Genomic DNA, 22134 nt, shown 5'->3' with positions numbered 1-22134 from the left:
TTCAACGGCTTCCGCTGAGGGTGGGCGACTGGATCGCCGTCCGGATGCCCAGCCGGAGATGGGATGGTGGCGCCCGTCAACTCCTATGCCACAACACATATTCGATCATGTAAGGTCTGAGCGGCCGGACCACTCCCGGCATCTGCACCGAGCATTGAGCTTGGTGCTCCGTTCGGGACATCACGGGGGTATCCCGAACTCCTTCTTCACCCCGCTCCAGGAGACTTCCATGAAGCGACGCCTGACCGCTCTGGGCGTGACGGTCGCATCGGTTGCCGCTCTGATCGGCTTTGCTCCCGCCGCCAGTGCGGCGGCCGGTCCGTGCACCATTTCCAAGAAGGTTTGGATCAGCGGCCATGAGGCGTGGGTCCCGGCGACGTCCGGCGGCTCGGTCGACTGCATTCTGCGCCAGGGCGACCCGTACCCTAGCGCCATCGGCTCTCTCCAAACCGCTCTCCACTTCTGCAACGGCCACAACAGCCTTTCCAGGGACGGCATCTACGGTCCTCTCACCGCCTCCGCCGTGCGGATCACACAGGAGTTCAACCGGATCCGTGTGGATGGCGTCTACGGACCTCAGACCCGTGCTGCGATGTTCTGGGTGGTCAACGGGGCGGATCACACCACCTGCGTCAAGTACTGATCTCTCGGCCGGAGCGATCGGTCGTCTTCCATGGACGGCGGGCCACGTCGCAACATGTAGGCCGACTCAGCGCGAAGGCTGGCCGCGCATAGCCGTAATCGGCCCTGCCCCTGGACGGCTCCGGGGCAGGGCCGACTGTTTCAGTGGGCAGCGCTGTCGGCGTACTCGCCGATGTGGCTCTGACAAGAATGTCGTGGCTGGAGCCTACCTGCGGCCCTACACCTCGAACGACGAGCGGACAGCCGCCCTGGCAGACTTCCTGCACACCTACAACCACCACCGCTGCCACACCGCACTCGACGGACACCCACCCATCAACCGCGTCAACAACACTGCAGGTCAATACACCTAGCACGGTACCGGGCTCTTCGTCCCGCACCGCCGCAAGCGTGGACAGAACGACGCTCGCGGTGAACCACCCTCAGCCCATGACGGATCCGACCGAGAGGAGACCTTGTCGGCGCAGTCCGGCGGGTCACGCTGTGGTCGATGCCAGCGTCGTTCCACTGACCCCTTTCCAACTTCACGTCGAGCTTCAAGGCGGTCACTCATCCCGGGGGTGGCACTGTCGAGGCTGTAACGGGTTCCGCAGGGATAGTTGACCTGGGAGGATCCCCTCATGGAGGACAATGCGTTGGGGAAGGCCGGAGCGAACGCAGACCTTGAGTGCCAGATCTACGTCGCCGCTCCCAGTCGTGATCGGTTGATGGAGCGGGTGGCAGCGGCCCTGAACGTGTCGCTTGGACCAGACTGCGCGATCTCGTACGGATGTGTCGAGGTGGAGTGGGAGCATAACGGGTACGAAGGCACTGGCGCTCACGTGGAGTTCCTGGACTGGCACTCGCTCCTTGTGTGCCAACCTCGTCCCGACGCCTCACCAACTGCTGTCGTGTCGGACACGGCGACGGTTCTGGAAGCGGTCCGGGAGGTCGGCTACCGGGCCGTCCCCGTTTGCGGCTACGAAGATCTTCTACACAAGCCGGGCACTCAGCCTTATCCAGCCTGACGGTGCTGGCCGTGTGTCGGACAGTTCGGTGAGACAACAAAGCGCCTGGTAGACGGGTTCTCGTCCAAGATCTGCCGAAGCCACCGGGAGCTTCGCGTGCTTGTCTACCCGTCGTCGATGGACCTGTCCAGCCGCACCTTGCGGTGCCTGACGGGACGACTCGCTGCCCGGCGAGGAGAGATCGGGACCCGATGGCGTCGGCTGACCGCCAACCGTCAGGCTCTCCTCGCCCTGGCCCCTCTGCGATGTGGTGACACCTACGCCCAGCTCGCCGCGGGGTTCGGTATCGGCGTCGCAACCGTGTACCGCTACATACGCGAGGCCGTCGATGTGCTGGCCGCCCTCGCACCCACCCTGGCCGAGGCAATGGACATCGCTCGGACCAAGGCGTGCGTGATCCTGGACGGCACCCTGCTGCCGATCGACCGGATCGCCGCCGACACCCCGTACTACTCGGGCAAACACGAACGTCACGGCATGAACGTCCAGGTCCTCACCGATCCCTTCGGGCGGTTGCGTGGGTCTCACCGGCCTGCCCGGCGCCGTCCACGACGTCCGCGCGGCCCGCGAACACGGCATTGTCGATGCCCTCGCCGAGGCCGACATCCCGTGCTGGGCCGACAAGGGCTACCGAGGTGCCGGCGGCACGGTCCGCCCCCGGTGCTGGGGGCGGTGGGAGACCCTGTCCACGGGCCAGCAGGCGGTGAACCGGTCCCATGCGGAAGATCCGCGCCCTCGTCGAGCAGGCCATGGCCACCCTCAAGTCCTGGCGGCGCCTCCGCGAACTCCGCTGTTCAACGACCCGGATCACGAACGTCGTCCAGGCAGTCCTCACCCTCCAACTGGCCAGCTCGGCTGAGGCAGTCACCGAACTCGTATGATCTCGCGGTGAGGACCTGGACGGAGCACCCCGCCAAGGCGGACGTCGAAGCTGTCGTTCGCCGCTACTTCAGCCTGCTCCGAGCCGGAAGGATCCCTGAGGCCGAACAGCTCATCGACCACAGCGCGGTCCGTCATGTGCTCAAGTCGCTGTGGACTGGGTCCGTCGAAGCAAGCACCGATGGGGACGAGGCGAGCAGAAGCCCTGCTGCCGACGAGTGGGAGCAGGATCTGTCCTGGCTTGGCGAACTCAATCTCGCAGACTTCCACTGGGGCGACACTGGCAGCCATTTCTACGTTGAGATCACCTACCGCGCACAGATCATCGAGGTGGCATTGAGCTTCTGGGTCAAGCCTGTCGACGCCAGTTGGGTCATCGCGGGACCGGGCACCCTCTGGTAGGACGCACGAAAGAGCAGCACGATCCAGGGGTCAGTGCAATCCACCTGTCGGCGGCCATCACATGCTGTCGATCAAGGTCCCGGCCGGCCCGAGCACCCCACCCCGACCTACGCCAGCCCCGTGACCTGCAACATCAGGCTGGAGAAGGCTCACTGACCTCATTAGAATCGCGGTGTGTTCGAGTACCACGGCTGGATCACCGTCAGGGAAAGCGCAGTTGATGACGACGATGACTTCCGATTGCGGCAGGTCGTCGATGAGCTTCGAGTTCGCATCGCTTCTATGGCCAGTCCCTATCTCCTCGATCTCCGGTGGATGAACGGCGAGCCGTTCATCCACGTGGGAGGCAATTCCAATCACCATTCGTCGCCCGACGTCGTCGGGCTCTTCGAGCACGTCGCGAAGATCGCTCCCGGCTCCTATGGCCTCCTGCACGTGCTCGACGACGAGGACCCCGGCCACGAGAACGAGGTACGCGTCCTCCGACTCGCTCGGGGTACGGTCACGCAACACACGGAGGCGCTGCTGTCGCCGTGCGTTCCGACGCTGGAAGACCCTTTCGGCGTTTAGGCGTTCCAGCTCGCTGATCACGGCCGAAGCCACGCTCGACTCGGATTCATGGGGCTGGCCGTCGAGTACGACCCGCGGGGACGGATCTGCGACCGTGCCGCCGATGGCAGCGCAACGGCTTCTGGCGCCAGGGCTTCAGTCGGCCCCAGTCCTTGGCCGATCCGTGGGGTGGATCGTGGGGGCTCTGCCAAGATGTGCCTGGCCGTCGAGGAGGGTCAGAAGTACATGTCGATCGTGGCCAAGGCCGGGCAGGGCAGCGACGTCCCGCAGTTCACGAGGCGCCTGTGCTGTTGAGAGAAGTACCCGACGACTCAATTCTTCGACGCAAGTGTCTCGTTGGCTGCCACGCCTGGCGCGCTCGGCCTGCCGCATGCTCGGTCGAATGGGTACCACGCTCGTCGTCACCGGTGAGGGTGGCCGACTCTACAAGTTGCCGCTCCACCAGCGCGCTCTTGTCGGCTTCGGCTGCCTTCGCCGGAGCGAGACGTTCGCGCAGACCGCCGCCGGCTTGGGCCTGTCCGTCGGGGACCGCTCCCTCCCTACGGCAAGGCCGTCGGTGTGCCCGGGCCGCCCTCGAACGTCGGGGCGGCCCCGTGCTCGCCGACCGGGGCCGGGCCTCTGGGTGACCACGCCCATCAGACGACTTCCCGGCCGGCACCTCACCACGACCGACTGACGATCGACCGAGCTCTGCCAGCGGGGGCCGCTTCGCAACGGCCGTCATGCAGTGGAGAGTCGGCTCACGACCAGACAAGTCGGCCTTCGGTGAACCGACAGACCGGAGAGCTTCCCTCGGCGATCCTCGTCAGCGTCTCCGCCACGGATTCGAAGTACCGGGCCATCGACTCGTACTCGCCCGTGACCGTGGGGTCACCCACGAACCAGCTGCCGACGCGGCCGTCCCGCACATCGACGAACTTTCCGCTCCAGCCGTCCTGGTCCGACAGGAACGGGATCCACTCGTTACGCCAGAACGGGTGGTCCGGCTGGTCCGGAGGGTCGAATCCGCAGGACGTGGAGCGGTTCGCGTAAAGCCTCTCCATCGCCCGGACACCCAGAAAGAAGCTTCCCTCGTCGGGGAAGCCGTCGAAGCCGCAGCACATCACGTCGTCGTCGACGTCTTCCTCCGGCAGATCCAGGTTGTTCTGCAGCAGCCACGTCCGCAGGTCCGCATGCAGGGCGATCCCCATCCGCTCTTCGGCTGCCGTGAGCATCTGCTCCGTAGCGGGCCCCGGCAGATCCGCGTGATCGGCCGGCGCGTGCTGTCGAAGAAGGCTCATCACCCGCGACCAACTCTCAGCCACACTCATCGCCTTCGGGCCTCTGTCCTCTCCGCAGGGATGTCTCCGTCCGGCTACACCACTGTGGAGATGGAGAAGTGCCGGCCGGGAGAACCTTGCAGGGATGGTACTTCGAGGGTGTGATCCCTCCCCGCGAAGCGCAGGGCCGGCCCGGAATGGCGGTGAGCAGCACGGATCACGCGCGTCCTCGACAAGCCCGCCGGCATGGACGTGCTGTCACTCCAGGGCAGCGTTGAGGAGAACCTGCGCCAGCTCGCGCGGCTGGGAGAACATCGGCCAATGCCCGGTGTCCATCCTGACCAGCCGCCAGCGCTCGCTGTTCACCAGCGCGGCCACATCTTCGTCGGGCTCGGCGTCGTGCGGCTCGGCCTCCGGCATCACGCACAGGACGTATGTCGCCGGCAGATCACCGAGCGGCCCCGCCAGCACGGCGGGTTCGGTCAGCGTGGCACCCGGGTGGGGCGTCGAGCCACGCACGAGCCGTGCGATCTGCTCGTGGGTGAGACCTTCGCCGTCGTAATGAGCGGCCGGCGCGAGCGGCCAGAACCCTCCGTTCTCGGCGATCGATGCCTCGACCGCCGCGCCGCCGTCCGGCCGAGCGGAGACGAACGACTCGCCGTCAGTCGGAACGCTCGAGTCGACGAAGACCACGCGGGCCAGTCGGTCACCGATCCGCTCCGCGGCCTGGCCGACCGGGATGCCCGAGTAGCTGTGACCCACCAGGACTACGTCACGCAGGGCTCGGCGTTCCACCTCGTCAACGATGTCCTGGACGTGCGTCGCTTGCCCCGCCGGCACGCCCCGCTTGTCAGCGAGGCCGGACAGCGTCAACGGATGGACGCCGTGGCCGGCGGCACGCAGATACGGCACCACGTCGTCCCACGCCCACGCACCGAGCCGTGCACCTGCGACCAACACGAAGTTCACCATGCTCGCACCGTAGACGGGCAGCCTGACGATCTTCTGGAGAAGACTGTCGATACGTGCCAGGTGGGCGGGCCTTGTGGAGGGGGCGACCGTCTGGACCACCCGTGGATGTCTCCGCCCACGACGACTCAAGTCGCGCGTCCGTCGCGTCTGGCCGGGCATCAGCCGAGCGTGGGTGAACTCGGCCGTGGGTGGGCGGAGCTGAGGGGGCGGCGGCAGCGGCGGGGCTGGGCAGCCTGGAGTACGTCGCGTCCGACCGTGGTCGTACGGTTCTGGTGGGTGTCGCGACCGTGGGAGGACGCGGGGCGGGGAGGGGGAACGTAGCGTCCTCGGCATGAACAAGATGATGCGGGCGGCCGCCGCCGCCCTCCTTGCCTGCGCCGTCGCGTTACCGGCCGCCGCCACCGCCTCTGCCGCTTCGGGGCCGGCCGTTCCCTCCGATCTGGCCGGTCTTTCGCGGACCGTGACCGTCGCTCCGGACCGGGGCGACGAGCGGCTGCGGATGCCGGCGCCCACCGGGGCGTACGGGGTGGGGAGTTCCGTGTTGCACCTGGTGGACCGTTCCCGGACCGATCCTTGGGTGCCGACGGCCGACGGCCGTGAGCTCATGGTCACGCTGCACTACCCCGCGGCCCGTCCGGGTCGGCCCGCGCGGTACGCCACGGAGGACGAGGCGCGGCTGCTGCTCGAGGCGGTGAAGGTCGACGACCCCGCGCTGGAGCGGGAGGTGGCGCGGGCCCGTACGTACAGTGCGGTGGACGTGCGTCCCGCGCCGGGGCGCCACCCGCTGGTGGTGCTGTCGCCGGGCTTCGGGATGGCGCGGTACACGCTCACCAGCCTCGCCGAGGACCTCGCCTCCCGGGGTTACGTCGTCGCCTCGCTCGACCACGCCTACGAGACGTCCGGCACGTCCTTCCCTGGTGGTCGCACCCTGACCTGCGTCGCCTGCACCGTGATGAGTGACAGCGGCTGGTCCAAGGGCTCCCTGGTGACGGGGACCCGGGCCGACGACGCCCGGTTCGTGCTGGACCGGCTGACCGGTGCGCGGCCCCCCTGGAAGTACGCGTCCTCCATCGACGCGAGCCGGATCGGCATGGCCGGCCACTCGGTCGGCGGCGCGAGCGCGGTGCCCGCCATGGCCGCCGACCGGCGCATCGACGCCGGGGTGAACATGGACGGTACCTTCTGGGACACCCTGCCCGCCGACGGGCTCGGCGGTCGTCCCTTCCTGCTGCTGGGTGCGGACGAGTACCACCGGCCCAGCGGTGAGGACACGACGTGGAACACCACGTGGAGGGGGCTGAGCGGGAACAAGTACTGGCTGACCGTCGACCGCGCCGACCACCTCGGCTTCACCGACGCGCCCGTGCTCCTGCGCCACCTCGGTCTGCCCTACGGCGACCTCGCGGCCGAGCGTGCGGTCGCGGTCACCCGCGCGTACGTCGCCGCCTTCTTCGACGAGCATCTGCGGGGCCGGGAGCAGCCGCTGCTCGACGGGCCGGACTCCGCGCACCCGGAGGTCGTCTTCCACCGTCCCTGAGGCCGGTTGCGGATGGGCGGCGGACGGGGCGGGTCCGGACCACCGGGCCCGCCCTGGGGGTCGACTGCGCGGTTGGTGCGGTCGGCGGCATGGCGGCCGCGCGTCCGGCGCGTGCGCCGAGTCGCGGTTCGCGCGTCGGCGGGTGGCTCGGGCCCCCGTCGGCGGGTGGTCGGGCGTGCGTCAGGCGGTGTCGGTCAGGGTGGCGTCGAGGCGGTGGAGGACGTGGGGCCAGCCCTTGCCCATGCCCTCGTAAGCCTGGCGGCCCATCGGGGAGTCGAGGTCGAAGCCCGCGTGGGTGAGGACGAGGAGGGTGCCTTCGCCCTGCGGGTGGAGCGTCCAGGTGATGGTGGTGTCGAGGGTGCCCTCGGCGAAGCGGTACGCGAGGAGGCGCTCGTCCTCGACGGCGGTCACCTCGCAGGGCTGGCTGCCGAAGGTGCCCATGTCGAGGGTGAAGCGGTGGCCGACGACGGGCTTGATGTCGCCGGCGGCCCACCAGCGGGCGTGCAGTGCGGGGTCGGTCAGGGCCTTCCACACCGCCGCCGGGGGGTGGGGCAGGGACTTCTCGCAGGTGAGGGTGCCGGGCGTGTCGGGTGTCTCGTGCTGGGTCATTCCGTGCGTCCTTGTTCTTCGTCGAGGAGGTCGGACAGCGCGTCGATGCGCTGCTTCCAGTAGTGCTCGAACGGGTGCAGCCACTCGCTCACCTCGGCCAGTCGGGCCGGTTCGAGGTGGTAGAAGCGGTGTCGGCCGCGTGGTTCCTCGCGTACCAGTCCGGCGGTCCTGAGGACCGCCAGGTGCTCGGAGACCGCCGGCCTCCCGAGTGCGAACAGGCCGGCCAGCTCGCCTGTGGAGCGGGGGCCTTCGCGAAGGCTCTCCAGCAGTCTGCGGCGTACCGGATTGGCGAGCACGCCGAACACGTCGGTGGGAGGCATGGGACGAGTATGCGTCGGAGAATTCCGACGCGTCAAGAATTTCCGACGCGTGTGGAGGGTGCGGCCTTCCTGCCCACCGTCGGCGCGGGACCGGATTCGGGTGCGGGTGCGGTGGGTTCGGGCAGGGTGCGGAAGAGGAGCCAGCTCAGGGCGGGCACGACGATCAGGGGGGTGAGGGCGGTGCGGAGGGAGGTGGAGTCGGCCAGGTGTCCCAGGAGCGGGCTGACGAGGCCGCCGACGCTGACGGTGAGGCCGAGGGTGACACCGCCCGCGGTGCCGATGCGGGAGGGGAGGTAGTCCTGGCCGAGCGTGACCTGGAGGGAGAAGGGGACGTACAGGCCGGCGGAGGTGAGGGCCACGCAGACGAGCATGGCCGGGCCCGGCGCGTGGATCACTCCCGCGACGGCGGCGATCGACAGCAGGTAGGACCAGCGGCAGACCCGGACCCGGTCGTAGCGGTCGGCGAGCGCCCCGCCGAGGACCGAGCCGACCGCGCCGCCCAGGAAGAGCAGGAACAGGGCGACGGTTCCGGCGTTGGCGCTGCCCTCGGTGCGCTGCGTCGCGTACAGGGCGATGAAGGTGCTGAGGCCGGTGAAGACGATCGAGCGGAAGACGACCGCGAGGGACAGTTTCACGAACGAGGTCATGTCGTCGGCGCCCCTGCTCGGGGGCGTCCCGCCGGTACCGCCGCGGGGCCGGGCGTACAACTGGAGCACGGGCACGGTCAGGGCTGCGCCGACGAGCGCGGGCAGGGCCAGGACCGGCGTCCAGCGCAGGGAGCCGTGGCCGATCGCGGCGGCCACCAGGAGCGGGGCGAGCGCGAAGCCGATGTTGCCGCCGAGGGAGAACCAGCTCATCGCGCGGTGGCTGCCCCGGCTCGCCAGGCGCGCCACCCGGGCGGACTCCGGGTGGTAGGCGGCCACGCCGATGCCGGAGATCGCGACGAAGACCAGGGTCAGGGCGTACGAGTCGCCCAGGCCGCTCAGCGCGATGCCCACGCCGCTGAGGAGGGTGCTCACGGGCAGCAGCCAGGGCATCGGCCATCGGTCGGTGAGCGCGCCGAAGACGGGCTGGGCCACCGACGACAGGAGGGACGCGGCGAGCACGATGCCGGAGGCGATCGCGTAGGTGTAGTGCCGTTCGGCCACGAAGTACGGGATCAGCGCCGCGACGGCGCCCTGGTAGACGTCGACGCAGGCGTGGCCCACGGCCAGCAGGGGGATCGAGGTGGTGTTGCGCACCCGCCCCATCCTTGGGGAGGCGGCCGGTGTCGCGCTTTCGATAGATTGCCAGTCGATGCAGAAAATCCGCCACACTCCCGTCGCGCCGACCCGGACCCAACGTCTCGCGTCCGGTGGCGAGATCGACGCGCACCGCCATGACGATCACCAGATCGCCTACGCGAGCCAGGGCACCATCGCGGTGACGACCGACGCCGGCTCCTGGGTGGCCCCCGCCACGCGCGCGCTCTGGATCCCGGCGGGCACCGTCCACCGGCACCAGGCGCACGGGGAGCTCGACCTCCACCTCGTCGGCCTGCCGGTCACGGACAATCCGCTCGGTCTCGACAGGCCGGCCGTCCTCGCCGTCGGGCCCCTCCTACGGGAGCTCATCGTCGCCTACACCCGTACTCCGGGGGACGACAGCGCGCCGCGTCACCGGCTGCGCGCCGTCATGCTCGACCAGTTGAGGGTCTCCCCCGAGCAGCCGCTGCACCTGCCGACGCCCACCGGTCCCCTGCTCCGGGAACTCCACGACATCCTGCGCGCCGACCCTGCGGACAACCGCTCGCTCGACGAACTGGGCCGGCAGATCGGTGCCAGCGCCCGCACGCTCTCGCGCCGCCTCCGCGCCGAACTCGGCCTCTCGTACCCGCGGTGGCGCACCCAGATCAGGCTGCACCACGCCCTGATCCTGCTCGCCGAGGACACGCCCGTCACCACCGTCGCGCACCGGTGCGGCTGGTCCTCCGCCAGCACCTTCATCGACGTCTTCCGCCGCACCTTCGGGCACACACCGGGGTCCCGGACGGCGGACGGTTGAGCCGCCCGGGCAGAGGGTCGTCAGGGTTGCTCGCGCTGCGCGGCGGCCTCCTCAAGGTCGGCGATCGAGCCGGACATGATCGTGCGTACGTGTGCGGTGATGTGCCGCACGGGCCAGTCCCACCATGCGACCGCGAGGAGCCGGGCGATGTCGTCGGCGTCGTAGCGGGTACGGATGAGGCGGGCGGGGTTGCCGCCGACGATGCCGTAGTCGGGTACGTCGCCGGTGACCACGGCGCCGGCGGCGACGATCGCGCCGTGCCCGATGCGTACGCCGGGCATGACGGTCGCGCCGTGGCCGAACCAGACGTCGTTGCCCACGACCGTGTCGCCCCGGCCGGGGAGGCCGGTGATCAGGTCGAAGTGCTGCGCCCAGGAGCCCCCCATGGTCGGGAAGGGGAAGGTGGAGGGGCCGTCCATGCGGTGGTTGGCGCCGTTCATGAGGAACCGGGCCCCCGTCCCCAGCGCGCAGAACTTGCCGATGATCAGGCGCTCGGGGCCGTAGTGGTAGAGGACGTTGCGGGTCTCGAACGCGGTCGGGTCGTCCGGATCGTCGTAGTAGGTGAAGTCGCCGACGTCGATCAGCGGAGACTTCAGCAGCGGCTTGAGCAGTACCACGCGCGGGTGGTCGGGCATGGGGTGCAGCACGGTGGGGTCGGCGGGAACGGGCGGCATCGGGGGTTCCTCTCGGGCGGGGCACGCACCTGGGCGGCGGAAGCGGGTTGCCGGGTGGTGTCGGTCTAGTCCGGGATCTTCGCGGATTTCTCGTCCGGAACGGCGGCGGCGTTCGGATCAGTGGCCGCCTTCGGATCGGTGGAGTGTCGCGGTGCCGCCGGGACGTCCGCGGGTCGGGACCTCGTCAGCCGCAGCCCGGTGAGGACGGCGGTGGCCACGGTGACGGCGCCCGCGAGGAGGAAGGCGGTGTCGAGGCCGGCCTCGAGGGTGGCGCCGTCGGATTGCCGGGTACGGACGACGGCTCCGAGCACCGCCACGCCGAGCACCGCGCCGATCTGGCGGGTGGTGCTGCTGACGCCGGACGCCAGGCCGCCCTCCTGCGGGCTGACGGCCTGGACGGCGGCTCCGGTCAGGGGCGACAGGGTCAGCGCGAACCCGATGCCGACGGCCGTCAGCCGCCACCACACGTTCCCGTAGCCGGTGTCGGCGTGCACCGTGCCGAGCGCGAGCAACCCGAGGCCGGCCAGCGCCAGACCGGTGGTCACGACGGTGCGGAAGCCGTACCGGGCGGCGAGCCGGCCCGCGTAGGGGCTGACGATCACCATGGCGAGGGACAGCGGCAGGGTCTGCAGGCCGGCGCGCAGGATCGAGCTGCCCTGCACGTACACGAAGAACTGGGAGAAGAAGAACGACGAGCCCATGAGCGCGAACCCCACCACCACCATGGCGGTGTTGGACACGGTGAACAGGCGCTGCCGGAACAGGCGTAGCGGCAGCATCGGCGCGGAGCGGCGCGCTTCGACGGCGACGAAGGAGGCGCCGAGGATCACCGCGGCGGTGAAGCCGCCCAGGATGACCGGTGAGGTCCAGCCGCGGGCACCGCCCTCGATCAGCCCGTAGGTCGCCGCCCCCACCGCCAGAGCGGAGAGTGCGGTACCCGGCACGTCGATCGCGGCGGCGTTCGGGTTGCGGGACTCCTCCAGGCGGAGCAGGCCGACCAGCAGCAGGACCAGGCCGACGGGCAGATTGACCAGGAAGGCGGCGGGCCAGCCGAAGGCCTCGGTCAGCACGCCGCCGGCCACGGGGCCGGCGGCCAGTCCGATGCCGCTCAGTCCGGCCCACAGTCCGATCGCCTTCACCCGTTCCTCCGGCACGGGGTGGGCGGCGACGAGCAGGGCCAGCGAGGCGGGGGCCAGCGCCGCGGCGCCGATGCCCTGCAGCACCCGGCCGACGACCAGCCAGCCGAGGGAGGGCGCGAGGGCGCAGACCGCCGACGCGGCGGTGAACACCGCCACGCCGCTCAGGTACACCCGCTTGCGGCCGAACCGGTCGGCGAAGACGCCGCCGGACAGCAGCAGCATGGCGACCAGCAGGACGTACGCGTCGACGATCCATTGCAGACCGGTCAGTGGTGTGTGCAGGCGCTGCTGCATGTCGGGCAGCGCCGCGCCGACGATCGTGTTGTCGAGCAGGACCATGAACTGGCCCAGGCAGGTCACCGTGAGCAACACGGCCCGGCTCGTTCGGCCGCCCGCGGCCGCCGCGTGCGATGCCACGCGGACTCCTCTCCCTCGTCGGTCGCGCCTCTGCACCGGCCGACACTGTCGACCCTCGACGCCTTAAAGCAGCTATGGACTGCTTTAGCCGAAGGTAGGGGAAGCGCTCCCTAAACGCAACCGGCCCCTGCGTTAAGGTGGGGGCATGGACGAGGGACAGCGATCACGGCGGCCCGGGGGGCGCAGCGCCCGCGTCGGCGCTCAGGTGCACCAGGCCGTCACCGACCTGATCGGCGAGCGCGGTTACGGCAACTTCACCGTCGGCGAGGTCGCGGCCCGCGCGGGCGTGGCCGACAGCAGCGTCTACCGCCGGTGGGGCAATCTGGAGAACCTGCTCACCGACGTGGCGCTCACCCGCCTCAACACCCGGTCGCCGATGCCCGACACGGGCAGCCTGGCCGGCGACCTGCACGCCTACGCGGCCGCCGTGGCCCGCGAGATCACCGGGCCCGACGGGCTGTTGGTGGTGCGCCTGGCCGTCGCCCTGTCCAGCAGCGGCCCGCAGGGCCTGCGGGCACGTGACGGCATCCGCGACGAACGCACCCGGCAGCTGCGGGCGATGCTCGACCGAGCCGGCGAACGCGGCGAGGACGCACCCGACGCGCTCGACGTGCTGGACCACATCATGGCGCCGCTGTACATCCGCGTCCTGTTCGGCCTGGAGCTGACTCCGGACTACGTCGACGGGCTGGTCGACCGGCTGCTGCGCCCCCGCCCCTGAGACGGGGCTCGATGACGGGGCAGCCGCGATGTGCGCCGTCGGCCCGTCTACGGCCGCGGATCGAACGGCGTGCTGACTTGCCGACTCAAACGGCGTGCCGTCCTGCCGGTGCGTCGGGCATCATCGCGGGATGATCGGCAAGCGCATCACCCATCGCATGGCGGACGGCGTCCGGGTCCCCGGCACGTGGCGTCACGCGTTCATATGCAACGGCGGCACCTACTTCCTCACCGACCTCTTCATCTACGCCGACGGGATCGTCGACTGCTGGGACCTGGTCACGCTCGACGAGTTCGAGAAGAAGCTCCGCAGCGGGTGGGTGGCCACCGGCCTTCCCGACGGCGGTTCGGCGTCCGCACACCACCTGGGGCGGTGGACGTTCGGCGAGCCGGACACCTGGCTGACTCCGGAGCTGCTGCTCGCCGAGGTCCGCGACACCATCGACGAGCTGAACGGACGTCCCGACTCGACCGGCCGTTGCCTGGCGGCGGTGGAGGTGTTCCTCGCCGAGCCGACGGAGGAGAACCGGTCCGCCGCCAGGGCGGCCTACCTGGCCATCCCCGAGACCGTGCGGCACTACGCTCTCGGCGACATGGACCGCAAGGACCGCCCCTTGCAGGTCCTGGTCGCGGGGCCCGGCGGTCGCCTCCCCGACTGGCCGGACGGGAGGCGGGTCTCCCAGGAGGCGTACGACGAGGCCGTCGCGTACTTCGGGGAACGGGAGCACTGGCGGGCCGAGGCACGGAAGCGGGTGCCGGCGGACGGGGCGGCGCACTCCTTCGCCCCGGCGGTGAAGCTGCCCCACTCGTATCCGCAGCGCGCGCTCGAACGCCCGGACAAGCGGTGCCTGCGCAATGACTATCCCGCACCCCTCACCGTGGACGGCGTCACCTATCCGTCGGTGGCGCACGCCTACTGGGCCCGGTCCGTCGCCGACCCGGAGGCGCGCGGCGCGGTCGTCGCCGCGGAGACGGGGGCGGAGGCCCGGACACTCGCGGCCGGAGCCGCCCGGCGCGAGGGCTGGGAGCGGACCCGTACGGCCGTCATGGCCCGGCTGCTGCGCGCCAAGTACGCGCAGCACCCCGACCTCGCCGCGATCCTGCTGGCCACGGGCGACGCGACCCTGGTCTACGACGACGCCGACTCGGGCTTCTGGGGCGACAACGGCGGCCGGGGCCGCAACTGGATGGGCCGCCTCCTGGAGCTCGTGCGCTCCGAGCTGCCGGCCGACGAGGCCCGCGCGGGTTGAGAACCGGTCCGGCCGATCGCGTGACGGGCGCCGGATCGCCCTCCGTCATCGGCCGGACCGCTCCTCGCGCGGTGGAGCCGCTTCTGCTTGGCTGTCCGCGCACGGGCGGAGGAAGCGGGAGGTGGGAGCGGTGGCATACGCGGGCCGGATGGGGCTCCAGGCGGGGCAGACCGTACGGGAGATCGGCTGGGACGACGACACCGATCCGGAACTCCGGGACGACGTGCGGCAGGCCACGGGCAGCGCACTGCTGGACGAGGACGAGGACGACGGCGTCGCGGTGGACGTCGTCCTGTACTGGTGGCGGTCGGGGGACGGCGATCTGGCGAGTGCGCTGGAGTACGACCTCGGGCCGTGGTCCGAGGGCGGGACGGTCTGGGTGCTGACGCCGAGGACCGGCAAGCCCGGACACGAGAGCGTCGACGACATCGCCGAGGCGGCTGCCGGGGCGGGTCTGCGGCATACGGGGAGCGTCGCCCTGGGTGGCTGGGTCGGGCATCGGATCGGGCGGACGCCCGCTGCCTCGTAGCGCTTCCCCTAGGGGAGTCAGCCGGCCAGTCCGCCGTTGCTCATGAGGAGTTGGCCGTTGATCCACTGGCCTTCCGGCGTGCAGAGGAAGTCCACGAGGTGCGCCGCGTCCTGCGGGGTGCCGAGGCGGCCGAGCGGAGTCCGGCTCAGGACCTGCTCCCGGACGGCGTCGGACATCCAACCGGTGTCCACCGGGCCGGGGTTGACGACGTTGGCCGTGATCCCGAGGTGGGCGAGTTCGTGGGCGGCGGCCAGGGTGATGCGGTCCAGGGCTCCCTTGCTCGCTCCGTACGGCAGGTTGCCGACGGTGTGGTCGCTGGTGAGGGCGATGATCCGTCCCGATCCGGGCGTGCCGGTGAAGCGGCGGCCGTACTCGCGGATCAGCAGCCAGGTGGCGCGCGCGTTCACGGCGAAGTGCCGGTCGAAGCTCTCCAGGGTCGTGTCGAGGAGTCCGGAGTCGACGGACTCGCAGTGGCACATCACCAGGGCGGTGACGCCGCCCAGGCGCTGCTCGACCTCGTCGAAGACGTGCTCCGGGGCGCCCGGGTCGGCGAGGTCCGCCTCCACCGCCGCCGTGTCGGCGCCGCGCTCCGCGAGGGCGCGGGCGATGCTGTCCGCCGCGTCGGCCTCGACGCCCCACGCCATACGGGCGTCGTAGGGCGTCCAGTACGTGAAGGCCACGTTCCATCCGGCCTGGGCCAGCCGCAGCGCCACGCCCGCGCCGATGCCGACGGTGCGGCCGACGCCGGTCACCAGCGCGACCGGCCGTGCGGTGTCGGACCTGGGCTGCTCGTCAGGATGCGTCACCGCGCCATGGTCGGTCCGTGACGCGCGCGGGGCAAGCGGATTTCCGTGGCACTGACGGAGGTCGAGGTCCTTCGACGCTTCTCAGCCGGCGAGCAGCGCCTCCACCGTCGAGACCGGATCCCATGCGGGGTCGAGGCCGGTGAGCCGCTGGGCGACGCGGCGCCAGGCCGTCGGGTCCGTGCCGGGTCCGGAGCGTACGAGCTCCGCGAGCAGGGCACGGGCCCCGGCCGCCTGGGGCGGGGCGTCCGTACGGCGGGCGGCCTCGGCCAGGTAGGCGAGCAGCCGCGCGGCCGGGGCCGCGAGGTGGAGGAGGTCCGTGGCGTCGAGGAGCCCGGCCGTGAGCAGGCCGTCCAGTTGGGTGGTCGGCGCGCACGGGAAGTGGTCGCCGAGGCCGTGCCGGGCGCGTTCCCGGGTGAGCCGGGCACTGCCGGGCAGGCCGTCGGGGCCCGGCTCGGGCAGGAGGGCCGCGTGCCGGAGCCGTACGTCCTCGGGGGTGCCGTCCAGGCGGACGAGGTCCCGCCAGTACGGGAGCGGCTCCTCGGCGTGGACGGCTTCGAGGGCCGCCCAGTCCACGGGCTCGCCGGGCGGAAGGGACTCGACGAGGTCGCGGGCGTGGGGGGCGTGGCGGGCCTTCCGCAGCTTCCGGACGAGTTTCTCGGGCGCCAGTTCGCGGTCGAGCCGGGAGCGGAGGACGGCGGCGGGGTCGGCGGACGCCAGCGCCTTCGCGCAGACGGTGGTGGCGGAGCGGCCCAGCGCGTCGCGGCCCGCGAGCCGGGCCAGCCGGTCGGCGCCGCCGTGCTCGTACAGCCTGAGGCAGCCGAGGAGTTGATGGCCGAGGCCGAGCATCGTCCCTTCTCTGTCGAGCAGTTCCTCGACGAGGTCGGGTTCGGCGGAGCACAGCCACATCAGGCCGCCGGGCGGCCGGGCGGAGCCCTCGGCGCGCCACTCGGCCAGCACTCGGGCGCCGAGGGACGGTGCTCCCGCGGTGGGCCGGGAGCGGGCGACGATCCGGTGGGCGTGGGGGCGCGGCGTCCACTGCCGCAGCAGGGCGAGGTCGACCTCGGGGTCGTCGAGGTCGACCAGGCGCCCGATCGCGCCGCTCCGCCCCAGCCAGCGGGACTGGGCGGCGAGGACGCGCAGCGCCGCGCGGTCGCGGTCCGCGAGCAGCCGGTCGAGGACGGTGCGGGGGGTGCGGTCGTGGCGAAGGAGGTACGCGGCGAGCAGCCACGGGCCGTCGGGGCCGAGGCGGGGCAGGACGGCGTCGACCACGTCGGGGTCGGCGAGGCACAGCAGGGTGCCTTCCGGCCAGGCCCACAGGTGGTCGCCGCGCTCCAGCAGCCTGATGGCCTCGTCGGGGGTGCCCGGCTTGGCCCTGCCGATGACCGCTGCCGCGGGAGCCGCCGGCTCTGCGCCGGACCGGACGCGCTGCAGCAGATCCGCCCAGGTCAGTGCCTCCGAGGCGGCTTCGGACGCCGTGACGGTCGCGGCGAGCCGGAGCCAGGCGTCGGGGTCGGTGCCGAGTTCGGCGCGCAGGGTGCGGGCGAGAGCGGTGCGCCACGCGGCGGCGAAGGCGAGCCGCCGCCAGTCGTGGGGCAGGAGGAGCAGGCGCCGGGCGGGAAGCAGGGTGAGGAGTTCCTCGGCGGACACCACGCCCTGGACGTAGGCGCGTTCGGTGTGCTGGGCGCTGGATCCGTAGGTCTCCGGTGGTTGGGCGCGCAACTCGGCGAGGCCGGGTGCGACGGCGGGCTCGTACGCGCTCAGGGCGCGCAGGACGTCGGGGTCGTCCGGCCGTGGGGCGCCCTCCGGGGCGAGGGAGTACAGGAGGTCGAGGGCGGCCACGGCGTGTTCGTGGTCGCGTCGGTGGAGGGTGTGTGGGGGGCGGTGCGACTCGGCCGGCGGTGCGGGCTCGTCCGCGCCTGCGGCGAGGGGTGGGGCGGCCGCCGCCGGGGGTTCGGTCCTGCCTGCCTCGGCGATCACGTCGGCGAGAGTGGTGGGGTGCTGGGGCAGCAGGGTGTCGAGCGCCGCCCAGGTCTCGTCCCGCTCCCCCAGGTGTGTCGTCGTGCGTGCGCGCAGTTCGGCGGTGGCCGCGGTGCCGAGCAGGTCCCGGTCGGCGAGGCGGGCGAGGGCGCTCAGGGCGTGGGCGGCGGGGCGCGCGGTGACGATCAGGTCGACCGGGTCGAGGAGTCCGGCCACCGCCATGCCCTCCGCCCAGTCGGCGGCGCTCTCGTCGAGTTCCTCCTCGGCGAGGCGCCGCGCGGGCGGGGTGGTGTTGCCGGCGCGGCGGCCTCCGGCGCGCCAGGGCTCGTTGAGGGCGCTGAGGCGGAACGCGTGGCGCTGTGCGTCGGTCGCCGCCTCGTGGCGGGCCAGTTCCTCGCACGCCTTCGGCATGAACGGGGTCTCGGCATGGGCCTCGGCGAGGGCGTCGAGGTCATGGGCGTAGGGCTCGGACAGCAGGTCGCGCAGGGTGCTGGTGCCCCGGGCGGTGGCGAGCAGCGCGGGCAGGCGGGCGGGGTCCTCGTACGGTTCCCCCTGTTCGCGCAGGCGGCGCGGCCCGTCGCCGTCCGGGGCGGCCAGGGCGGCGGTGACGGTGTCCACGGCGGCGCGGCTCAGCCCGGTTTCGGCGGTGGGGGCGGCGAGCAGGGCGCGTACGGCCTCCGGGCCGGTGCGCTCCCAGATCCTCAGCAGGGCGTACTCCTGGGCGACCTGGCGGACCCCCCAGCGCAGGGCCGGCACCACGAGCCGCGGGTCGCCGGTGCCGAGCAGCGGGGTGAGCCAGGTGCGCGGGACGGCGCCGCCCGGCGCGGTCAGTTCGGCGCGGAGGGTGGCGTCGAGCGGGACGGCGTCGAACCGCTCGGCGATGGTGCGGCGCAGGGACTGGGTGGTGCGCGGGTTGCGGTAGACGGTGGCGGTGACGTGGGGGTCGCCGGTCTCGGCCAGCCGGGCCAGGACGCGGGTGTCGAGGCGGGGGTGGCGGGCCAGGGCGGCCCGGGTGCGGGTGTCGCCGTGGGCGACGACGGCGTCGACGAGGGCGGGCGGCGGGAGGGTGCCGCCGGCCAGGAGTTCCGTCGTGACCCGCTCGGGCAGGGCAGCGAACGCGGTGGCGGCGTGCTGCGGCTCGGCGTGTGCGAGGAGCAGGCCGAGGGTGCGGTGGACGCTGCGGGGTGCGGGCGGACGGAGCGCGCCGTCGGTTTCCGGCCGCGCGGACGGCACCGGAGGTACGAGGGCGGCCAGGAGTGCGGGGAGTCCGCCCCGGTGTCCGATCAGCGCGTCGTACAGGGCACACCAGCGTGCCGCGTCCCCGCCGAGGTGACGTGCCGTCAACTCGCTCAGCCGTCGCGCGGTTTCCTCGTCGGCGCCGCCCGCCTCGGCGACCTTGGCCGCGACGGAGCGCGCGGGCCGCGTCTCTTCGACCGCTCGCAGCGCGTCACCGCTCCGCGGGCCCGCGCCGTCCGCGGGCCGATCGTCCGCGACCATCGCGCGCAGCAGCCGTTCCGCCGCCCCCACCTGCGTCCTCGTCATGGCCGACATGCTAGTTCGGCGGATCAGGCGCCGGTCCTGGCGGCCGCCCGGGGTCCGCCCGAGGTACGCCCGGGGCGCCCTCCACGCCCCTCCGGTCCCGGGACCCCGCACACGCCCCTCTCCCCTTCCTCCCCTCGAATGCGTGCGTACATGCGTGAATCCGCGCCATTGTTGCGCGCGAATGCTTCGAAGGGGATGGTAATGAGCATCTATTGACATGCCCTCGGCCGCGCCGTCAGAGTCGTTGCCGCACCCGCTGCCCGCACGGACCGAGGAGCGATGACGAACATGCCAGAAATCCGCGCCGTCTCACGCCGCCTGCTTCTGGGGGGTGCGCTGGCGACCACCGGGGCGCTCGCCGCCGGGGCGGGGGCCTCGTCCGTCGCCGCCGCGGCGCCCTCGGCGGCCCCCGTTCCGCCCCGGCGGCCGGGGCAGAGGTCGATGATCGACGTGCCGTACAGCGCGCACAGGACGGTGCGGGTCGGCGTGATCGGCCTGGGCAACCGGGGCTCCGGCATGACCACCGGATGGTCCGTCGTCCCGGGCTGCGTCGTCACCGCCGTCTGCGACATCCGGGCCGACCGGGCCAGGCGCACCGCCGACGGGCTCGCCGCCGCCGGCAAGCCCCGCCCCGCCGAGTACGGCGGGTCCGCCGACGCGTACGCACGGATGCTGGAGCGCGACGACATCGACCTCGTCTACATCGCCACGCCCTGGGAGTTCCACTACGAGCAGGGCAAGGCCGCGCTGCTGGCCGGCAAGCACGTGATCGTCGAGCTGCCCATCGCCACCGAGCTCGACGAGCTGTGGGACCTCGTCGACACCTCCGAGCGCACCCGCCGGCACCTCATGCTCTCGGAGAACTGCAGCTACGGCCGGAACGAGCTGGCCATGCTGAAGATGGCGCACGAGGGCCTGTTCGGCGACATCACCAACGGACACGGCGGCTACCAGCACGACCTGCGGGCGCTGCTGTTCTCCGACACGTACTACACCGACGCGTGGCGCCGGCTGTGGCACACCCGCAGCACCGCCTCCTTCTACGCCATGCACGGCCTCGCGCCGATCGCCGCGGCCATGGACATCAACCGGGGCGACCGGATGACCACGCTGACGGCCACGGCGACGGAGCCGAAGGGCCTGGCCGACTACCGGGCGCGGTTCGTGCCCGCCCACCACCCGTCGTGGAAGGAGACGTACGTCAACGGCGATCTGGTCACCTGTCTGATCGAGACCGCCAAGGGCCGGATCATCCGCGCCGAGCACGACGTGAGCTCGCCGCGCCCGTACAGCCGGATCAACACGCTCGCCGGCAGCCGGGGGATCTTCGAGGACTACGCGGGCGTGGTGTCGGCCGGCGGCGGGCGCATCTACGTGGAGCCCGACCACAGCGGGCACTCCTGGCGGGACTTCGGCTCGTACCGCAAGGAGTTCGACCACTGGCTGTGGAAGAAGATCGGCGACGACGCCGCGAACAACGGCGGCCACGGCGGCATGGACTACGTGCTCCAGTGGCGGACCGTCCAGCTCATGCGGGCCGGCCTGGTGCCCGACATCGACGTCTACGACTCCGCCGCCTGGTGCGCCCCCGTGCCCCTGAGTGTCATGTCCCTGGCAGCCAAGGGCCGTCCGGTGGAGATCCCCGACTTCACCCGTGGCGCCTGGGTCAACCTCCGCATGGGCCTCGACTCGCGCACGACCGAGATGCCTCCCGTCGCCTGACCGGGCCTCCTCCCCTCCCCCGAAGGAGCAGCACGTGAGACCAACAGGACTGATCGGCTCGCTCGGAGCGATGGCCGTGGCGGGCGCGCTCAGCCTCGCCCCGGCCTCGACGGCCACGGCCACGGCCCCTGTACAGACCGCGGCCACAGCCGTCTCGTCGGAAACCCGCCCGGCCGCCGCCGGGACCGAGGTGGCCATCTCGCCCGTCGATCTGGACGGCCCGGCCATCTCGACGGTGAAGGTGACCGTCACCAACGCCGGGCCGCAGCGCATGCGTGCGCTGAAGGTGACCTTCGGCGGGCCTGTCGGCTGGGCCGTGCAGCCGTCCGCCGTCCAGGTGGACGGGGCCCTGGCCGCAGGTGCCTCCGCCGTGGCCACCTTCCGGATCCAAGTCCCGGAGAAGCGGGCCGGGTTCACCATCCGCACCTTCACGGCGACCGCCACGTACCAGGGCGGCGACGGCGCCGGCTCCGCCACCGCCACGCGCACGGAGCGCAGCGGTACTCCCCTGCCGGGGCTGGCCGCCGCGTACAACAACGTGGGCGTGACCGACGAGAGCGACACCAGGCCCGGCAACTACGACGGCGAGGGCAACAGCTTCTCCGCGCAGAAGCTCGCCGCCGTCGGCCTGCGCCCGGGCGAGCCCGTCTCCGCCCTCGGCGCCACCCTCCGCTGGCCGGACGTCCCGAGCGGCACCAGGAACAACGTCTCCTCGGCGGGACAGGCCATCACCCTGGCCGGGAGCGGCAGCCGGCTGGTCCTGCTGGGCTCGGGCGTCACCAGCGGGGCGTCCGGCACCGTGACCGTCTCCTACACGGACGGGACGAGCGACACCGGCACGATCGGCTTCCCGAACTGGTCGTTCGACCCGGCGAACGCCCACGGCGCGACGCTCGTCGCGTCGAGCGACGGGCGCAACCGGCCGAGCGGCTACGGAAACGCGGGCATCGCGTACCGCGTCTTCGCCCACTCCGTCCCGCTCGACCCCGCCAAGCAGGTGGAGTTCGTGGTGCTGCCGGCCAACGGCAACGTCCACGTCTTCGATCTGGCGATCGCACCCTGATCCCCCGCACGTGATCCCGCCGCCCCGGACGTCCCCCCATGGCGCCCGGGGCGGT

19 protein-coding genes and 2 pseudogenes are annotated in these 22134 nt (G+C 71.8%); 11 read left to right on the top strand and 10 right to left on the bottom strand.

The features are described from left to right. Positions 1-229: 229 nt before the first annotated feature. The 4 genes and pseudogenes from ABFY03_RS36270 (at position 230) to ABFY03_RS36255 (ending at position 2930) form a co-directional block, all read left to right on the top strand. Entirely contained in the window at positions 230-643 is a 414-nt protein-coding gene (locus ABFY03_RS36270; protein ID WP_346172018.1) for a peptidoglycan-binding domain-containing protein, read from the top strand. Between the two features lie 202 nt (positions 644-845). Then, a pseudogene (locus tag ABFY03_RS36265) lies at positions 846-995 on the top strand (IS481 family transposase); the annotation flags it as partial. Positions 996-1745: 750 nt separating this feature from the next. Beyond that, a pseudogene (locus ABFY03_RS36260) lies at positions 1746-2530 on the top strand (transposase family protein). 7 nt (positions 2531-2537) lie between these two features. After that, positions 2538-2930: a hypothetical protein gene (locus ABFY03_RS36255; RefSeq protein WP_346172017.1), complete on the top strand. Its 393-nt coding sequence runs from the start codon at positions 2538-2540 to the stop codon at positions 2928-2930. 57 nt (positions 2931-2987) lie between these two features. On the opposite strand, the gene ABFY03_RS37990 is transcribed toward ABFY03_RS36255, so the two are convergent. The 3 genes from ABFY03_RS37990 to ABFY03_RS36240 all read right to left on the bottom strand — a co-directional run bounded on the left by ABFY03_RS37990 (position 2988) and on the right by ABFY03_RS36240 (position 5731). Next, positions 2988-3521: a hypothetical protein gene (locus ABFY03_RS37990; protein WP_428838201.1), complete on the bottom strand. Its 534-nt coding sequence runs from the start codon at positions 3519-3521 to the stop codon at positions 2988-2990. A 719-nt stretch (positions 3522-4240) separates the two neighbouring features. Then, on the bottom strand, positions 4241-4810 hold the full coding sequence (locus tag ABFY03_RS36245) for an SMI1/KNR4 family protein (protein WP_319009998.1): 570 nt from the start codon (positions 4808-4810) through the stop codon (positions 4241-4243). 207 nt (positions 4811-5017) lie between these two features. Next, entirely contained in the window at positions 5018-5731 is a 714-nt protein-coding gene (locus ABFY03_RS36240; RefSeq protein WP_346172015.1) for an alpha/beta fold hydrolase, read from the bottom strand. Positions 5732-6062: 331 nt separating this feature from the next. On the opposite strand from ABFY03_RS36240, the gene ABFY03_RS36235 reads away from it, so the two are divergent. Next, positions 6063-7268, top strand: a complete 1206-nt coding sequence (locus ABFY03_RS36235) for an alpha/beta hydrolase family protein (protein WP_346172014.1) — start codon at positions 6063-6065, stop codon at positions 7266-7268. A 180-nt stretch (positions 7269-7448) separates the two neighbouring features. Here the strand turns inward: ABFY03_RS36235 and ABFY03_RS36230 are convergent, their stop codons facing one another. Genes ABFY03_RS36230 through ABFY03_RS36220 form a run of 3 tightly spaced genes read right to left on the bottom strand, consistent with a single transcriptional unit; the run spans position 7449 to position 9438 of the window. Beyond that, a complete protein-coding gene (locus ABFY03_RS36230) occupies positions 7449-7877 on the bottom strand; it encodes an SRPBCC family protein (RefSeq protein WP_346172013.1) in 429 nt (142 codons plus the stop codon). Beyond that, positions 7874-8197: an ArsR/SmtB family transcription factor gene (locus ABFY03_RS36225; RefSeq protein ID WP_319009995.1), complete on the bottom strand. Its 324-nt coding sequence runs from the start codon at positions 8195-8197 to the stop codon at positions 7874-7876. Before ABFY03_RS36225 ends, ABFY03_RS36230 begins: the two co-directional genes overlap by 4 nt. Before the next feature lie 32 nt (positions 8198-8229). Continuing rightward, positions 8230-9438 carry an MFS transporter gene (locus ABFY03_RS36220; protein ID WP_346172012.1) on the bottom strand — a complete coding sequence of 403 codons (1209 nt, stop codon included), beginning with the start codon at positions 9436-9438 and terminating at the stop codon, positions 8230-8232. A gap of 55 nt (positions 9439-9493) precedes the next feature. Between ABFY03_RS36220 and ABFY03_RS36215 the strand changes: the two genes are divergently transcribed. Beyond that, entirely contained in the window at positions 9494-10240 is a 747-nt protein-coding gene (locus ABFY03_RS36215) for an AraC family transcriptional regulator (protein WP_346172011.1), read from the top strand. A 20-nt stretch (positions 10241-10260) separates the two neighbouring features. Here the strand turns inward: ABFY03_RS36215 and ABFY03_RS36210 are convergent, their stop codons facing one another. After that, a complete protein-coding gene (locus ABFY03_RS36210) occupies positions 10261-10914 on the bottom strand; it encodes a CatB-related O-acetyltransferase (protein WP_346172010.1) in 654 nt (217 codons plus the stop codon). A gap of 65 nt (positions 10915-10979) precedes the next feature. Then, a complete protein-coding gene (locus ABFY03_RS36205; protein WP_346172009.1) occupies positions 10980-12470 on the bottom strand; it encodes an MFS transporter in 1491 nt (496 codons plus the stop codon). Positions 12471-12615: 145 nt separating this feature from the next. On the opposite strand from ABFY03_RS36205, the gene ABFY03_RS36200 reads away from it, so the two are divergent. From ABFY03_RS36200 to ABFY03_RS36190, 3 genes are all read left to right on the top strand, one after another. Beyond that, positions 12616-13191: a TetR/AcrR family transcriptional regulator gene (locus tag ABFY03_RS36200; protein WP_319009990.1), complete on the top strand. Its 576-nt coding sequence runs from the start codon at positions 12616-12618 to the stop codon at positions 13189-13191. Positions 13192-13321: 130 nt separating this feature from the next. Then, a complete protein-coding gene (locus ABFY03_RS36195; protein WP_346172008.1) occupies positions 13322-14440 on the top strand; it encodes an NADAR family protein in 1119 nt (372 codons plus the stop codon). A 121-nt stretch (positions 14441-14561) separates the two neighbouring features. Beyond that, positions 14562-14969, top strand: a complete 408-nt coding sequence (locus ABFY03_RS36190) for a DUF3052 domain-containing protein (protein WP_346172007.1) — start codon at positions 14562-14564, stop codon at positions 14967-14969. A 17-nt stretch (positions 14970-14986) separates the two neighbouring features. On the opposite strand, the gene ABFY03_RS36185 is transcribed toward ABFY03_RS36190, so the two are convergent. Next, on the bottom strand, positions 14987-15775 hold the full coding sequence (locus tag ABFY03_RS36185; protein WP_346172006.1) for an SDR family oxidoreductase: 789 nt from the start codon (positions 15773-15775) through the stop codon (positions 14987-14989). An 81-nt stretch (positions 15776-15856) separates the two neighbouring features. Then, a complete protein-coding gene (locus ABFY03_RS36180; RefSeq protein WP_346172005.1) occupies positions 15857-19294 on the bottom strand; it encodes a hypothetical protein in 3438 nt (1145 codons plus the stop codon). Between the two features lie 288 nt (positions 19295-19582). On the opposite strand from ABFY03_RS36180, the gene ABFY03_RS36175 reads away from it, so the two are divergent. Together ABFY03_RS36175 and ABFY03_RS36170 are read left to right on the top strand one after the other, a co-directional pair. Further along, the gene (locus ABFY03_RS36175; protein ID WP_319009985.1) at positions 19583-21016 is read left to right on the top strand and encodes a Gfo/Idh/MocA family protein; all 1434 of its coding nucleotides are present in this window, start codon (positions 19583-19585) and stop codon (positions 21014-21016) included. Positions 21017-21050: 34 nt separating this feature from the next. Beyond that, complete coding sequence (locus ABFY03_RS36170; protein WP_346172004.1) at positions 21051-22079, top strand: NEW3 domain-containing protein; 1029 nt, start codon at positions 21051-21053, stop codon at positions 22077-22079. The last annotated feature ends 55 nt before the right edge of the window (positions 22080-22134 follow it).

Origin of the sequence: Streptomyces roseofulvus (assembly GCF_039534915.1) — a bacterium.
Taxonomy (GTDB): Bacteria; Actinomycetota; Actinomycetes; order Streptomycetales; family Streptomycetaceae; genus Streptomyces; species Streptomyces roseofulvus.
This window is presented reverse-complemented; position numbering and strand designations above follow the sequence as displayed.

What these genes read in the sequence shown, in the direction of transcription:
- ABFY03_RS36270 (WP_346172018.1), top strand. Translation starts at nt 230, where the DNA reads ATGAAGCGACGCCTGACCGCTCTGGGCGTGACGGTCGCATCGGTTGCC.
- ABFY03_RS36245 (WP_319009998.1), bottom strand. Translation starts at nt 4,810, where the DNA reads ATGAGTGTGGCTGAGAGTTGGTCGCGGGTGATGAGCCTTCTTCGACAG.
- ABFY03_RS36240 (WP_346172015.1), bottom strand. Translation starts at nt 5,731, where the DNA reads ATGGTGAACTTCGTGTTGGTCGCAGGTGCACGGCTCGGTGCGTGGGCG.
- ABFY03_RS36235 (WP_346172014.1), top strand. Translation starts at nt 6,063, where the DNA reads ATGAACAAGATGATGCGGGCGGCCGCCGCCGCCCTCCTTGCCTGCGCC.
- ABFY03_RS36230 (WP_346172013.1), bottom strand. Translation starts at nt 7,877, where the DNA reads ATGACCCAGCACGAGACACCCGACACGCCCGGCACCCTCACCTGCGAG.
- ABFY03_RS36225 (WP_319009995.1), bottom strand. Translation starts at nt 8,197, where the DNA reads ATGCCTCCCACCGACGTGTTCGGCGTGCTCGCCAATCCGGTACGCCGC.
- ABFY03_RS36215 (WP_346172011.1), top strand. Translation starts at nt 9,494, where the DNA reads ATGCAGAAAATCCGCCACACTCCCGTCGCGCCGACCCGGACCCAACGT.
- ABFY03_RS36210 (WP_346172010.1), bottom strand. Translation starts at nt 10,914, where the DNA reads ATGCCGCCCGTTCCCGCCGACCCCACCGTGCTGCACCCCATGCCCGAC.
- ABFY03_RS36200 (WP_319009990.1), top strand. Translation starts at nt 12,616, where the DNA reads ATGGACGAGGGACAGCGATCACGGCGGCCCGGGGGGCGCAGCGCCCGC.
- ABFY03_RS36195 (WP_346172008.1), top strand. Translation starts at nt 13,322, where the DNA reads ATGATCGGCAAGCGCATCACCCATCGCATGGCGGACGGCGTCCGGGTC.
- ABFY03_RS36180 (WP_346172005.1), bottom strand. Translation starts at nt 19,294, where the DNA reads ATGACGAGGACGCAGGTGGGGGCGGCGGAACGGCTGCTGCGCGCGATG.
- ABFY03_RS36175 (WP_319009985.1), top strand. Translation starts at nt 19,583, where the DNA reads ATGCCAGAAATCCGCGCCGTCTCACGCCGCCTGCTTCTGGGGGGTGCG.